Origin of the sequence: Brevundimonas sp. (assembly GCF_024711105.1) — a bacterium.
In the GTDB taxonomy this organism is placed as follows: domain Bacteria; phylum Pseudomonadota; class Alphaproteobacteria; order Caulobacterales; family Caulobacteraceae; genus Brevundimonas.
Genome location: NZ_JANJTL010000031.1, coordinates 1 through 14819, shown reverse-complemented (window position 1 = coordinate 14819; position 14819 = coordinate 1). Strand labels below are relative to the sequence as shown.

Annotated in this window: 13 protein-coding genes; 9 read left to right on the top strand and 4 right to left on the bottom strand. The window is 69.4% G+C overall.

Features of this window, described 5'->3' with window-relative positions; translation table 11 throughout:
- From Q0M60_RS01960 to Q0M60_RS01945, 4 genes are all read right to left on the bottom strand, one after another.
- Positions 1–527, bottom strand: a 527-nt coding sequence (locus Q0M60_RS01960; RefSeq protein WP_296815257.1) for an oxygenase MpaB family protein, incomplete at its 3' end; no start/stop codon positions are given.
- A gap of 33 nt (positions 528–560) precedes the next feature.
- A complete protein-coding gene (locus Q0M60_RS01955) occupies positions 561–1646 on the bottom strand; it encodes a PA0069 family radical SAM protein (protein WP_296815255.1) in 1086 nt (361 codons plus the stop codon).
- A 39-nt stretch (positions 1647–1685) separates the two neighbouring features.
- Complete coding sequence (locus Q0M60_RS01950) at positions 1686–3302, bottom strand: lytic transglycosylase domain-containing protein (protein WP_296815252.1); 1617 nt, start codon at positions 3300–3302, stop codon at positions 1686–1688.
- Positions 3303–3346: 44 nt separating this feature from the next.
- Entirely contained in the window at positions 3347–4150 is an 804-nt protein-coding gene (locus Q0M60_RS01945; RefSeq protein ID WP_296815249.1) for a uracil-DNA glycosylase, read from the bottom strand.
- A 90-nt stretch (positions 4151–4240) separates the two neighbouring features.
- Here Q0M60_RS01945 and Q0M60_RS01940 point away from each other — a divergent pair, with 90 nt between their 5' ends.
- The 9 genes from Q0M60_RS01940 to Q0M60_RS01900 form a co-directional block, all read left to right on the top strand.
- The gene (locus Q0M60_RS01940; RefSeq protein WP_296815247.1) at positions 4241–6001 is read left to right on the top strand and encodes an electron transfer flavoprotein-ubiquinone oxidoreductase; all 1761 of its coding nucleotides are present in this window, start codon (positions 4241–4243) and stop codon (positions 5999–6001) included.
- Positions 6002–6016: 15 nt separating this feature from the next.
- Entirely contained in the window at positions 6017–7699 is a 1683-nt protein-coding gene (locus Q0M60_RS01935; protein ID WP_296815244.1) for a tetratricopeptide repeat protein, read from the top strand.
- Positions 7696–8550, top strand: coding sequence for a 4-(cytidine 5'-diphospho)-2-C-methyl-D-erythritol kinase (locus Q0M60_RS01930; RefSeq protein WP_296815242.1), 855 nt, complete (start codon positions 7696–7698; stop codon positions 8548–8550). Before Q0M60_RS01935 ends, Q0M60_RS01930 begins: the two co-directional genes overlap by 4 nt.
- Positions 8551–8729: 179 nt before the next feature.
- Positions 8730–9572 carry a fasciclin domain-containing protein gene (locus Q0M60_RS01925; protein ID WP_296815240.1) on the top strand — a complete coding sequence of 281 codons (843 nt, stop codon included), beginning with the start codon at positions 8730–8732 and terminating at the stop codon, positions 9570–9572.
- Between the two features lie 124 nt (positions 9573–9696).
- Positions 9697–10590, top strand: coding sequence for a glycine--tRNA ligase subunit alpha (locus tag Q0M60_RS01920; protein WP_296815238.1), 894 nt, complete (start codon positions 9697–9699; stop codon positions 10588–10590).
- A complete protein-coding gene (locus Q0M60_RS01915) occupies positions 10587–11000 on the top strand; it encodes a hypothetical protein (RefSeq protein ID WP_296815235.1) in 414 nt (137 codons plus the stop codon). The genes Q0M60_RS01920 and Q0M60_RS01915 overlap by 4 nt, the downstream gene beginning before the upstream one ends.
- Entirely contained in the window at positions 11000–13279 is a 2280-nt protein-coding gene (glyS, locus tag Q0M60_RS01910; protein ID WP_296815234.1) for a glycine--tRNA ligase subunit beta, read from the top strand. The genes Q0M60_RS01915 and glyS overlap by 1 nt, the downstream gene beginning before the upstream one ends.
- Before the next feature lie 39 nt (positions 13280–13318).
- Complete coding sequence (locus Q0M60_RS01905) at positions 13319–14026, top strand: MauE/DoxX family redox-associated membrane protein (protein ID WP_366855423.1); 708 nt, start codon at positions 13319–13321, stop codon at positions 14024–14026.
- Positions 14027–14153: 127 nt separating this feature from the next.
- Positions 14154–14819 (top strand): PEP/pyruvate-binding domain-containing protein (locus tag Q0M60_RS01900; protein ID WP_296815229.1); only part of this gene is annotated, 666 nt, incomplete at its 3' end.

The following is a 14819-nucleotide window of genomic DNA, read 5'->3' as shown; positions in this document are numbered from 1 at the left end:
GCGAAGTAGCGGTCCTTGTCCGCCGCCGACATCTCGGGCTGTCCATAGCGCGCCCAGGCGGCCAGGAAGCTCCAGGTCTCCGCCGCATGGACCCAGGCCAGCAGCTCCGGGTCATTGGCCTCGTAAGGCGTGCCGTCCTCCAGCGCGCCCTTGATGAAGCCATGGATTTGCCGCACCCGCGCCAAGACCTCGCGCGCGTCCTCGGCGTGATCATAGGTCGTCCGGGCGATGAACTTCGCCGTCGCCCGCAGCCGGCCCATCATGTTGTGCCGGAAGTCGGAGTGGTCCCACACGCCCGCCATCGCGGCCGGGTGCAGCATCTGCAGCAGCAGGCTGGTCACCCCGCCGATCATCATGGTCACGACATCGCCGTGCACGCGCCAGGTGACGGAGTCCGGAGGGAAGAGGGCGTCGGCCCTACGTTTGACCGGTTCCTCGCCCTTGGACGCATCGTTGAACAAGGCGCTGACCCGGTTGCGAAGCGCGATCCGGACGGGCGCGGTGAGGGGGGACGGCGAGCGCGGCATCTCGCTGCTCCATAGCGGCCCCTAACCTCGGAGTCAGGCCGCGTCGAACAGGCCGAGCTGGTCGCCGGAGCGGGGCGGGCGGCGGAAGGCGGTGCTGTCGACCTCGGTGCGGTGCTCGTTGAGGCCCAGGCGGCGGCAGGCCGCGGCGAAACGCTGGGCGATGAGGTCAGCGAAGGGTCCGGTCCCCTTCATGCGCGAGCCCCACTCCGGATCGTAGTCGCGGCCGCCGCGCGACTGGCGGACCAGGGACATGACCCGCGAGGCTCGGTCCGGGCGGACCTCCGCCAGCCACTCGCGGAACAGCGGGCTGATCTCCAGCGGCAGCCGCAGGGTGACGAACATGGCGCTGCGCGCCCCGGCCTCGGCGGCGGCCTCCAGCACCTGCTCCAGCTCATGGTCGTTCAGCCCGGGAATGACCGGAGCGAAGCCGACCATCACCGGCACGCCGGCGTCTGACAGGCGGCGGATGGCGTCCAGCCGCCGGCGCGGCGTCGCCGCCCGGGGCTCCATGTCGCGCGCCAACTTGGGATCCAGCGTGGTGATCGAGACGGCGGCCGAGGCGAGCTTTCGCTCGGCCATCGGCGCGATGATGTCGATGTCGCGCGTGATCAGGTGCGACTTGGTGATGATGCTGAAGGGGTGGTTGAACCGGTCGAGCACCTCCAGCACCCCGCGCGTCAGCTTCAGGGTCCTTTCGGCTGGCTGGTAGGGGTCCGTGTCGCCGCCGATGTGGACCCGCTTGCAGCGGTAGCCAGGCTTGGACAGCTCCTCCTCGAGCAGCCGCACGGCCTCGGGCTTGTAGAAGATCTTGGTCTCGAAATCCTGGCCCGGCGACAGGCCGAGATAGGCGTGGGCGGGCCGGGCGTAGCAGTAGACGCAGCCGTGCTCGCAGCCCTTGTAGGTGTTGATCGAGCGATCGAAACCGATGTCCGGGCTGTCGTTGCGCGTCAGGATCCTGCGCGCCCGGTCTGGCATCAACTGGGTGTCGACCCGGGGAAGATCATCCTCTTCAGCCTCAGGCGCCCAGCCGTCGTCAAAGGCCTCGCGCTTGCCCGGGAGGAAACGGCTCGTCGCGTTCGAACGCGCGCCGCGCCCCTTGATTGCGCCCGACTTGTCCATCGCTCGACCCTAGCGGGCCGAGTGGAACAAAGCAAGAACTCAGGAGGCCGCGGCGGCGCTCTCCACAGCATCGACCACGGCGGGGGTCGGGGCGATGGGCGCCCGGTCGAGCACGAGTGGAATTACCGCATCGCCGGCCACCACGGCGTCCAGCGTGGCCAGCCGCCCGCCCATGAGTCGCTGGTAGATCCAATAGGCGGCCACGACGTCCTCGACGTACTGGCGGGACTGGGCGACCGGGATGTTCTCGATCATCAGCAGGCTGTCGGCGTCCGGCCCCAGCGCCCGACGGGCGTCATAGATCGGTCCCGGCCCGCCGTTATAGGCCACCACCGCGCGCAACAGGTCGCCCTGGATCGGCTCCATGGCCATGACGTACTCGATGTAGTTCTGGCCGAGCCTGAGGTTCACGGCCGGATCGAACAGCGCCTGGGGTTCGCGTCGGTAGAGCGGGTCTCCGGTCAACTCGCTCGCGGTCGCCGGCATGACCTGCATCATTCCATAGGCGCCGGCGCTGGAGCGGGCCTCGGCGTTGAACCGCGTCTCCTTGCGGCAGATCGCATAGACCAGGGCCCGTTCCGTCGAGAAGCCGCCGAGCGGCTGGAGGTCGGGCAGGGCGTATTCGGTCGCGTCGATGCGTGTGGCCCGGGCCAGACCCAGCCGGTAGGACAGGCTTTCGCCGAGCGTCGCCCAATTCAGCCGCGCCGCCGACGTTTCCGCTCCCAGCGACCCGAGCCGAAGTTCGGCCAGCGCCTCCTCGCGGCGCCCAAGCTGGGCAAGAGCGGCCGTGCGACGCGCGCGAAGGTCCGACCCCGCGAAGGTCGCCGCCCCGATCTCGTCGATCGGCGGCGCGTCGATCACCACGACGTTCTCGGCTGTCGGGATCCACGGCGCGTTCAGGATCAGCGGCTCATAGCCCAGCTGCCGCATGGCCACCTGGCCGTAGAAGGTGTTCGGCCAGCGCGCGGCCAATCTAAGCCAGGTGGTGGATTCCTGCGGCCGGCGCGCCTCGGTGAGCGAGCGGGCCGCCCAGTAGCCGGCGCCCGCGCGGATCCAGATGTCCTCGGAGGCGTCTATGGCGACCCGCTCGAAGGCGGTGAAGGCGTCCTCGAACCGGCCCAGGCGGTAAGCAGCCATGCCGGCCACCCACCAGTCGCCGGTGATCCCGCCCAGCTCCCATGCCCGTTCCAGATACCCGTCGTTCAGGGAGCGCCGCGCCGCCCGGTCGGCCAGCACGCTTTCGGGCACGCCTGTGTGAACCGAATAGGCGCGCGCCGCCGCCATGCTCAGCGGCAGCCGGGGCTCGGACGCGCCGGCCGGGATGCGGCGCATGGCGAGCGCATAGGCGCGGGGCGCCTGGGCGTGGTCGGCGTATTCGGCCAGCCAGGCCGACAGCTCCTCGAAGGTCGCCGTGTAGTCCCGATGGAACAGGACTTCGAACTGCAGCTGGCCCAGCAGCACGGGGTCCGACGCGTTCCGCGCCCGGTTGATGCCTTCGGCGAAGCGCCCCATCCGGACGTCCTGGAAGGCGGCGCGATAGATGGCCTCGTCGTTCTCGCTGAGCGGCCGGGGCTCGGCCCGCGCCGTCGAGGCGAAGGCGAGCAGGCTCGCCAGGACGAGAATCAGGCGGCCGAGGGGGCCGCTGAACGCCTTCATCAATTCGGTCTCCGCCCCGTTACGCGCGCTGCGAGTCTAAAAGCTCAACCCTCGGCGGCAAGGCGCGCGGACAGCGACAAAAGGTCCTGCCAGGCCCTGGCCTTGGCCTGGGGCTGCCGCAGCAGGAAGGCCGGGTGCAGCATGGGCAGGGCTGGGTAGGTCTCGCCGCCCTCGCTTGGGCGCCAGTCGCGCCACTGACCGCGCAGCGACAGGATGCCGTCCTCGGTCTTGAGCATGAACTTGGCGGAAGCCCCGCCCACGAAGACCAGCAGCTTCGGCTTCACGAGAGAAATGGCGCGTTCCACGAAGGGCGCGCAGGTCATCTGCTCGGGCGTGCTCGGCGTGCGGTTGCCGGGCGGACGCCAGAAGACGGTGTTGGTGATGAAGACCTGGTCCTGCAGGTCCACGGCCTTGAGCATGGCGTCAAGCAGCTTGCCGGCCTTGCCGACGAAGGGCTGGCCTTGGGCGTCCTCGTCGGCGCCAGGGCCCTCGCCGACGATGACGATCGGCGCATCGACGCGGCCCCGCCAGAAGACCGACTGCTTTGCGCCAAGCCTGCGCAGTTCGCAGCCCTCGAAGGCGGCGATGGCCTGGGCCAGCTCCTCGATGGAATGTGCCGCCGCCGCCATGCGGTGGGCGTCGGCGATCGCGGCGCCGATGTCCTGGCCGCCAGGGGCCAGCGGGGAGGGCGCAATCTCGGCGACGGCAGCCGGCCGTCGCACCGGCTGGGGCGCGTGCAGACGGTCAACGGGGGTGTCCTCGACGCACACCTCAAGGCCAGCGTCGCGCCAGAAGGCCAGTGCGCTTTCGAGCGTGCGATCAGGCTGTGCCGGGCGGGCGTCGGTCATTGCCGGAAAGGGATAGTCCTTGACCGCCTTCGCGTCACCTTCCGATAAGGGACCGAACAGGGCGATCAGACCCGAAGGACTTCAGGAATCATGGCCGAACGAACCATCGAGGGCGGCGCCCGCAACGCCTGGGAAGAGGCGGTGATCGACAAGCTGCCGCCGCTTGAGGCCCTGACCGGCGTCGAGCGCGAGGTCATGGAGTACGACGTGGTCATCGTCGGCGGCGGTCCCGCCGGCCTTGCCGCCGCGATTCGCCTGAAACAGCGCGCCGCCGCCGAAGGCCGCGAGGTCTCCGTCGCCGTGCTCGAGAAGTCGGCCGAGATCGGCGGCCACATCCTGTCGGGCGCGGTCATCGATCCCAAGGCGCTGAGCGAGCTGTTCCCGGACTGGAAGGAACGCGGCGCGCCGCTGGAGACCCCGGTCGCCAAGGATCGCTTCCTGATGCTCGGCCCGCAGGGCGAGCTGAACCTGCCGATGTTCGCCTTCCCGGGCTTCATGCACAACGACGGCTGCTACATCGCCTCGCTGGGCAACCTGTGCCGCTGGCTGGGCGAACAGGCCGAAAACCTGGGCGTCGAGGTCTATCCCGGCATGGCCGCCAGCCACGTCGTCTGGGACGAGCCGTCCGGCCGGGTGAAGGGCGTCGTCGCCGGCGTCTTCGGGATCGACCGGGACGGCAAGCCCACCGGCGAATTCCAGCCGGGCATTGAGCTGCACGGCAAGTACGTCTTCATCGCCGAGGGCGTACGCGGCTCTCTGGCCAAGACCATCATGGCCCGCCACCATCTCTGCGACACGGCCGAGCCTCAGAAGTTCGGCATTGGGCTCAAGGAGCTGTGGCAGGTTCCTGCGGAGAAGCATCAACCCGGCCTCGTCCAGCACACGACCGGCTGGCCCCTCGACGACAAGACCGGCGGCGGGTCGTTCCTCTACCACTTCGGCGACCGTTACGTAGCCGTGGGCTTCGTGGTGCACCTGAACTACCGCAACCCCTTCCTGTCGCCCTTCGACGAGTTCCAGCGCTTCAAGCACCACCCGGCCATCGCCGAGCACCTGGAGGACGGGACGCGCATCTCGTATGGTGCGCGCGCCATCGTCGAAGGCGGGCTGCAGTCGGTGCCGAAGCTGGCCTTCCCCGGCGGCGTCCTGCTCGGGGACAGCGCGGGGCTGGTCAACGTGCCGCGGATCAAGGGCAGCCATAACGCGGTGAAGTCCGGCATGATGGCCGCCGACGCCGCCTTCGAGGCGCTCGGCGACGGCCGCTCGGGCGATACGCTGGACGGCTACCAGGAGGCCTTCGACGCCTCCTGGGTCAAGAAGGAGCTGAAGCTCGTCCGCAACGCCAAGCCGTTGCTGTCCAGGCTCGGCACCAGCCTCGGCGGCGCCGTCGGCCTGTTCGACATGTGGTTCGGCTCGGTCTTCGGCGGCCTGTCGCTGTTCGGCACGATGAAGCACGGCAAGACCGACGCGGCCTCCACCGAGGAGGCCTCCAAGCACAGGCCGATCGCCTATCCGAAGCCGGACGGGAAGCTCAGCTTCGACAAGCTGAGCTCGGTCTTCATCTCCAACACCAACCACGCTGAGGAGCAGCCGGCGCACCTCAAGCTGCTGGACCCCTCGGTGCCGATCCGGGTGAACCTGCCCAGGTACGGGGAGCCGGCGCGGCTCTACTGCCCGGCCGGGGTCTATGAGGTGGTCTATGGCGATGAGGCGACGAAGAGCGATCCGCGCTTCGTCATCAACGCCCAGAACTGCGTTCACTGCAAAACCTGCGACATCAAGGACCCGTCGCAGAACATCGTCTGGACCACGCCCGAAGGCGGCGGCGGCCCCAATTATCCCAATATGTAGGGCGAGCTTTCGCGGATGACGCCGATTTCCCGATCCGCGCTCGCCGCGGCCCTGATCCTCACCGCCGGGCCGGCGCTGGCCGACCCTCCGCGCACGACGCCGACGCAGGGCTCCAGCTACGGCCAGTTTCTGGCCGGCCGATTCGCCCTCAATACCGGCGACGGGGAGAACGCGTCGCGCTATCTCGCCTCCGCGCTTGCCGGCTCCAGCGGTGAGCAGCTCACCCGCGAACGGGCCTTCTCGGCCGCCCTGCTGGCCGGGGACGTGGAGCGCGCCGCCGCCGTGCCGCTGGATCCCGCCCAGTCCCAGCCGGCTCTGGTCGAGGCGGGCCGGCTGGCCCAGGCCGTCCAGGCCCTGATCGACGGCCGCGCCCGGACCGCCTACCGCGAACTGGAGCAGCAACCCATCGGCGCGCCGCATGGCCGCGCGGGCGCCCTGGTCGCGCGCTGGCTGGCCGCGGAGGCTGGAGACTGGGACGCGGCGCTTGCCGAACCCTCGCCCACCGCTGACGCCCTGACCCAGATTTTCACCAGTTATCACCGGGCCCAGCTGCTGGAGCGCCGCCGCCGATTCGACGAGGCCGAGGCGCTGTATCGCCAGCTGCTGATGGACGGCAACGCCGCCCCGCTGTTCCGCCTGCCCTACGGTGAGTTCCTCGAGCGCCGGCGCAGGCCGGCTGACGCCATCGCCGTCTACGACGGCGGGCTGGCGCTGGGGACCGATCGGGCGCTCGTCGCGGCGCGGGAACGCGCCGCGTCCCGCAGCCCGGCGCCGCCGCTGCCGACCATCCGACAGTCGGCTGCCGACGCTCTCTACCAGGCGGCCTCGGCCGCGATCGTGTCGCGCGGCTACGAGTACGCCGTCACCTACCTCGGCTTCGCCCTGGCGCTGGATCCCAACGAAGGCGACGCCTGGCTGGCTCTGGGACAATCCCTGCACGAGATCGGCCTGCAGTCGGCCGCGCGCGACGCCTGGGCCCGAACCCCGCCGGAAACGGCCGCCTACGCCGAGGCCCAGGTCCAGCTGGCCCTGAGCCTTGAGGAGGCGGGGGAGGGTGCCGAGGCCGTGCGCGTCGCGCGCGAGGCCGCCGGTTTGGGCGTCGCCGAGGCGGCGACCGCCTTCACCCTGGCTGGCCTGCTCAACAGCCAGGAGCGCTACGCCGAGGCGCTTGAGGTGCTCGACGGGCCCGCCCTGGCTGACCTGAACACCGACTGGCGGGTGATGTTCCTGCGCGGGGCGGCCCACGAGCGCTTGGGCGAGCATGCCCAGGCGGAGGCCGCCTTCCAGCAGGCGCTGGTTCTCGAACCGAACAGCCCGGAGATCCTCAACTACCTGGGCTATCTCTGGATCGATCGTGGCGAACGGGTCGACGAGGGGATCGCCATGGTGGAGCGGGCCGTCGCCGCTGATCCGGACAACGGCGCCTATGTCGATTCCCTCGGCTGGGGTCGCTACCGCCAGGGCCGGATGGCAGAGGCGGTGACCCTGCTCGAGCGGGCTGTGACGCTCGATTCCTCCAGCGCGACGATCAACGATCACCTCGGCGACGCCTACTGGCGCGTGGGCCGCGAGCGCGAGGCTCGCTATCAGTGGCGAAGGGTCCTGACCCTCGAGCCCGACTCGGACCTGCGCCGCGCGGCCGAAGCCAAGCTGGCGCTCGGGCTTGATCCCGTCATGGCGTCCGCCGGCGAGCCGTGAGCGTCACCGAACTCGCGCCGGCCAAGGTCAACCTGTTCCTGCACGTCGGCCCACCCCGCGCCGACGGGCGTCATCCGGTGTGCAGCCTGGCCGTGTTCGCGGATATCGGCGACACGCTTGAGGCCCGGCCCGCCGACAGCTTCTCGCTCGAAACGATCGGGCCCTTCGCTAGCGAGGTTGGGGCCACCTCGGACAATCTCGTCACCCGCGCCCTGGCCGCCGTCGGCGCGCCGCCGCTAGCGGTCCGGCTCGAAAAGCTGCTTCCGGTGGCCTCGGGTCTCGGCGGTGGCTCATCCGACGCCGGGGCGGCCTTGAGGCTGGCCCTGCGCCTGTCGCCGGATCTGGGGCCGGAGGTCGCCGAGGCGGCGGCGCGGGGCTTGGGCGCGGACGGCCTGTTGTGCTTCCGGGCTCGTACCTCGCTGGCCGAAGGTGAGGGCGAGGTGCTGTTAGACGCTCCGGTTCTGCCGGTGCTGCCGGCCGTGCTGGTCAATCCCCGCATGGAGTGTCCGACTGGCGCGGTCTATCGCGCCTATGACGAGGGACCCGGCAGGTTCGTTGCGGACCGACCCTCCATGCCCGGCAGCTTTGAAACGCCAGGCGCGGTCGCGGCCTTCCTGTCCAGTCAGCGAAACGACCTGGAAGGTCCGGCCATCGGACTTCGCCCGGGCATCCGGGACGCCCTCGACGTGCTGCGGCGCGCGCCGCAGAGCTTGCTGGCGCGCATGTCGGGCTCTGGCGCGACTGTCTTCGCTCTCTGCGCTGACCTGGCTTCCGCACGCCAGCTGGCTGACGATGTCGCTTCGGCCCACCCTCACTGGTGGGTGCGGGCCTGCCGTCTGAATCCGGCCTGAACACGGCATTTCCGGGCCGTCTGGATCGTTTCGCCACCGCCTCGCCACGCCGCCGCCAAGGTTCGCCGACTTTTCGCGCCAAGACGCCGCAGGACCGGAACCGCTCAGGTCGTTTCAGGTTGGAACCGTCACTCGGATGCAACGCCGCCCACCCCGGCGGTCATCAGAAAGGACATTCCATGCGAACCCGCCTTCTCACCGCGGCCTGCGCCTTCGCCCTGCTGGGCGGCGCGGCCGCGGCCCAGGAAACCCAGCCGCCGGTCAACGATCCTGTGTCGCCGCCTGCCAACACGACCGACGGCCAGGATCCCGCCGAGACGCCGGTCGATCCGATCCCCACCGGCCCCGAGGTCGCCGCGCCGACGCCGCCCACCACGCCGGCCGACGCCGCGGTTCCCGAGACGCCCGGCGCTGTCGCCGAGGTCCAGCCCGGCGAACTCACCGATGGCTCGATCGTCGATGTCCTGCGCGAGCAGGGGAACTTCACGACGCTGATCAGCGCGCTCGAGGCGACCAATCTCGACGACGTGCTCGCCTCGGATGACAGCATCACCATCCTGGCGCCTACCGACGAGGCCTTCGCGGCCTTGCCCGAGGCGGACCGTCAGCGCCTGATGGATCCGGCTAACCGGCAGGAACTCCAGCAGCTGCTCCTCTATCACGTGATCAACGCCGACGTTCGCCGGGACCAGATCGAGAACCGCCGCGGCGCGGTCGAGACCGGCTCGGGCGCCCAGATCATGCTGGACGGCGGCGGCGGCGTGCTGCGCGCGGACGCCGCGACCATCACCAGCACCGAGCTTCGCGGCTCCAACGGCGCGGTCTTCGTCCTGGACCAGGTCCTGAACCCGGAGACTTCGCTCGCCGGCATGGGCGACGTCGAAGCCGCCGATGCTCCGGCCACGACGGACGCCGACGAGGCAGAGGGGCAGCCCATGCCGATGACGCCTCCGACCGACACGGCGCCGGACGATCCTGTCCAGTCCGATGACGAGGACCCGACCACCATCGAGCCCGAGTGATCCGCTCTGGCGGATGCGCCGGCCGTCCGAGAGGGCGGCCGGCGTTTCCTTGTCCACGGCGAGGCTTCCGTTTTCACGACGCGGGCTCTAGGACACACCGTCTTTCACGCCCGCCGGAATCCCTGTGTCCAAAGCCGCCGAGCCGCTGTCCTTCCAGGACCTGATCCTGACGCTCCAGCGCTACTGGGGCGAGCAGGGCTGCGCCATTCTCCAGCCTTATGACGTCGAGGTCGGCGCCGGGACCCTGCATCCGGCCACCGTGCTGCGCGCGCTCGGTCCGCGCCCCTGGAAGGCCGCCTACGTCCAGCCCAGCCGCCGCCCCGGCGACGGCCGCTATGGCGAGAACCCCAACCGCCTCCAGCACTACTACCAATTTCAGGTCATTCTGAAGCCGAACCCCGACGACCTGCAGGACCTCTATCTGAAGAGCCTTCAGCGCATCGGCATCGACCCCAAGCTGCACGACATCCGCTTCGTCGAGGACGACTGGGAGAACCCCACCGTGGGCGCCTGGGGGCTCGGCTGGGAGGTCTGGTGCGACGGCATGGAGGTGACCCAGTTCACCTACTTCCAGGGCGTCGGCGGCATCGAGGTCGACGTGGTCTCGGGCGAGCTGACCTACGGGCTGGAGCGGCTGGCCATGTACGTTCAGGGCGTCGACAATGTGTACGACCTTCGCTTCAACAACGACGGCCTGACCTACGGCGAGGTCTTCCTCGAGAATGAGCGCCAGCAGTCGGAGGCCAACTTTCATGGCTACGACGTCGAGGGCCTGAAGCGCCGCTTCGAGGACATGGTCGCCGAGGTGTCGCGCCTCCTCGCCATGAAGGGCCCTCAGGGCCAGGCCCTGGTCCTGCCGGCCTACGATCAGGTCCTGAAAGCCTCGCACCTGTTCAACCTGATGGACGCCCGCGGCGCCATCGCCGTCGCCGAACGCCAGAGCTACATCGGCCGTATCCGGGATCTGTGCAAAGCCTGCGCGACCGAGTGGGTCGAACAGGAAAGGGCGCGCGCGTGAGCGAGGACAGCGTCATCTCGCTGGCCGAGCGGCGGTCCAAGCGGCCCAAGCCGGTCGGCGGCGCCGTCGTGGTGAGCAGCGACAGCCTTCGCATTCCGATGAGCAAGGTGGGCTCGTACGAGGTGCAGTGGGCGTTCAGCGCCACCTTTGAACTGGAGGGCGAGCCAAACGTGCCTCTGTATGGATCGTTTCTCGAGGCTCCGTTCGAAGACGATGAGCCCCTGGGGAACGCTTACGAGCATGAGCACGGAGTGAACGCGCAGTTCGTCGTTGGGCCGGGCTTCTGGGACACGATCAGAAGCGTGGCCGTCAGCTCTGTAGAATTTGAGATTCTCATTTGCTTCTACGCTGACGAGACGGGCGCCGTGCGGGACCTGCAGCTTTCAATCAATCGCAAGCAGTCCGCCTGATGCCCCAGCTCCTCCTCGAACTGTTCTCCGAAGAGATCCCCGCCCGCATGCAGGCGGGCGCCGCGCGCGACCTTGAGCGGATGGCGTCCGACCGGTTGAAGGCCGCCGGCCTGACCTGGGACGCGCTGACCACCTACGCCGGGCCGCGCCGCCTGACGCTGGTGGTCGAGGGCCTGCCGGCCGCGACGCCGGACCGCAACGAAGAGCTCAAGGGCCCCAAGACCTCCGCGCCCGAACAGGCGCTGGAAGGCTTTCTGCGCAAGACCGGCCTGACCCGCGACCAGCTGGTCGAGCGCGACGGCGTGCTCTTCGCCGTCATCAGCCAGGCCGGCCGGTCCACCGCCGAGCTCATCCCCGACATGGTCGAGCAGATCGTGCGGGGCTTCCCCTGGCCGAAGTCGATGCGCTGGGGCGACGGGACGCTGCGCTGGGTGCGGCCGCTCAAGCGCATCCTGTGCCTGTTGGACGGCCGGGTGGTCCCCTTCGCCATCGACGGGATCGAGAGCGGCGACGCCACCGAAGGCCATCGCTTCCTCGGCACGGGCCGGCCGCTGAAGATTCGTGACTTCGACGACTACCGCCGCCAGCTTCAGGAGAACTTCGTCCTCATCGACCCGGCCGACCGCAAGGTCCGCATCCTGGAACAGGCCCACGCGGCCTGCGCCGCGCGCGGCCTGGCGCTGGTCGACGACGACGGCCTCCTGGACGAGGTCGCGGGCCTGGCCGAATGGCCGACGCCGATCCTGGGCGACATGGATCCGTCCTTCCTCGACCTGCCGCCGGAGGTGATCCGGCTGTCGATGAAGACCCACCAGAAGTATTTCGCCGTCCGGGATCCGGCCGCCCACGGCCTGGCCCCTCACTTCGTGGTCGTCGCCAACGTCGAGGCCTCCGACGGCGGCCGCGCGCTCGCCGCCGGCAACAGCCGCGTCCTCTCCGCCCGCCTGAACGACGCCCGCTTCTTCTGGGACGAGGACCGCAAGCCCGGCGCCTTCGACGCCTGGCTGAAGAAGCTCGAGGGCGTGACCTTCCACGCCAAGCTCGGGACCCTGGCCGAGCGTGTCGAGCGCATCGCCGCCCTGGCCCGCGAGATCGCGCCTCTGGTCGGCGCCGACCCGGAAGACGCGGCGAAGGCCGCCCGCCTCGCCAAGGCCGACCTGGCGTCGGGTATGGTCGGCGAGTTCCCCGAGCTTCAGGGGATCATGGGCGGCTACTACGCCCGCGCCGAACACGGCGACGCCATCGCCGACGCCATCCGCGACCACTACCGCCCGCAGGGTCCCGCCGACACGGTCCCGACCGCGCCGCTCACCGTCGCCGTCGCCCTGGCCGACAAGCTCGACACCCTCGTCGGCTTCTTCGCCATCGACGAGAAGCCCACCGGCTCCAAGGACCCGTTCGCCCTGCGCCGCGCGGCGCTGGGGGTGATCCGGCTGTTGCTGGAGAATGGGGTCCGGCTTCGCCTCACCGAGCTCGGCCGCAGATGGTACAGGCTGCTTCACTTCACCTACGGCCGGACAAGCGCGATTTCGGTCCGAGAGAACGAAGACCACCATGGTGTCTGGTATCGCTCGACAGGCAGTTTGGCCATTTCTGACCGGCGAAGGGATGTCGGTGAATGGCTAGACCAGTTCCAAGCTCTGGTGGAAGCGAACGAAGTTCTGATCACCACTAGGTCTGAGAACCTCGGTGGTTCTATGGGCACTCACTTGCCTGGCGAGATACGTTTCAAGTTTGGACCCATCAACGCGGTTCTGCCTGGACTGGCGGACTTCTTCGCCGACCGTCTGAAGGTCCTCCTGCGCGACCAGGGCAAGCGCCACGACCTCGTGGACGCCGTCTTCGCGCTGGGTGACGACGACCTGGTCCGCATCGTGCGGCGCGTCGAGGCGCTGGACGCCTTCCTCGCCACTGACGACGGCGCGAACCTGCTGGCCGGCTACAAGCGCGCCTCGAACATCCTCCGGGCCGAGGAGAAGAAGGGCCCGCTCCCGACCGGCGAGCCCGCGACCGGCCTGCCGAACCAGCCGGCCGAGGAGACCGCCCTGGCCCAGGCCGCCGCGACCGCTGCCGCCGCCGTCGACGCCGCCCTGGCCTCTGAGGACTTCGCCGCCGCCATGACCGCGCTCGCCGCCCTGCGCGCGCCGGTCGACGCCTTCTTCGACAAGGTGATGGTCAACTCGGACGTGCCCGCCGAGCGCGAAAACCGCCTGCGCCTGCTCGGGCAGGTCCGCGCCGTCATGGGCCGCGTCGCCGACTTCGGCCAGATCGCGGGATAGCGGGTGGCGGGCGATGACAAGACCGCCGTCCTCTACCGCATGGTCATGCCCGACCACATCTGTCCCTATGGCCGCAAGTCGCTGTGGCTGCTGCGCCGCAAGGGCTATCGCGTCGACGACCGCTGGCTGACCACCCGCGAACAGACCGACGCCTACAAGGCCGAGCATGGGGTGAAGACCACGCCCCAGACCTTCATCGACGGCGTCCGCATCGGCGGCCACGACGACCTGCGCCGCCACTTCGGCCGGCGCGTGCCCGAGGAGGGCGCGACCAGCTACTGGCCCGTCCTGACCGTCTTCGCCGTGGCCGCCCTGATCGCCTCGGTGGTGGTCTGGTGGCAGGAGGGCTGGGTGGTGGCCAGCTTCCCGCCCACCTTCATCTCCATCACCATGTGTCTGCTGGCGATGCTCAAGGTGCAGGACCTCGAGAAGTTCTCGACCATGTTCATGAACTACGACCTCCTGGCTCAGCGCTGGCCCTGGTACGGCTACATCTATCCCTTCGCCGAGCTCGGCGCCGGGGTGCTGATGCTGGCCGGCGTCCTGACCTTCATCTCCGCGCCCGTCGCGCTCGTGATCGGGACCATCGGCGCGGTCTCGGTGTTCAAGGCCGTCTACGTCGACCGCCGCAAGCTGAAGTGCGCCTGCGTCGGCGGCTCATCGAACGTGCCGCTGGGCTTCGTCTCGCTCACCGAGAACCTGATGATGGTCGGCATGGCCATCTGGATGCTGGCCATGCCGATGTAGGCCGCTCCGGGAACCTCAGCCCAACCTTGGCGGTTGCCCGGCTCGCAATCCGGGGCAGGGCACGCTAGTCAGGCTCCACCATGAGCGGGGCCTCCCCGCCATCCTTACCGGCTCAGGGCGAGAATAGATGACTCAGTGGGTGTACGGCTTCGGCGGCGGGTCCGCCGACGGCGACGCGTCGATGAAGAACCTTCTCGGCGGCAAGGGCGCGAACTTGGCCGAGATGTCGTCTCTGGGCCTGCCGGTGCCGCCGGGCTTCACCATCACCACCGAGGCCTGCGTCCACTACTATTCGAACGGCAAGACCTATCCGGACGGCCTGGAGGCCCAGGTCGAGGCGGGGCTGGCCAAGGTCGAGCAGATCACCGGCAAGCGCTTCGGCGACGCGTCCAATCCGCTGCTGGTCTCGGTGCGTTCGGGCGCGCGGGCCTCGATGCCGGGGATGATGGACACGGTCCTGAACCTCGGCCTCAACGACGAGACCGCCGAGGGCCTGGCCAAGCTGTCAGGCGACCGCCGCTTCGCCTTCGACAGCTACCGCCGCTTCATCACCATGTATTCGAACGTGGTGCTCGGTGTGTCCCACGACTCCTTCGAGGAGGTGCTGGACGAGACCAAGGATCGGCTGGGCGTGAGCCTGGACACCGAGCTGTCCGCCGAGGACTGGGAGAAGATCGTCGCCCGCTACAAGCAGGTGGTCGAGCGCGAGACCGAGCAGCCCTTCCCGCAGGATCCCAAGGCCCAGCTGTGGGGCGCCGTTTCGGCCGTCTTCGCCAGCTGGATGAACGACCGG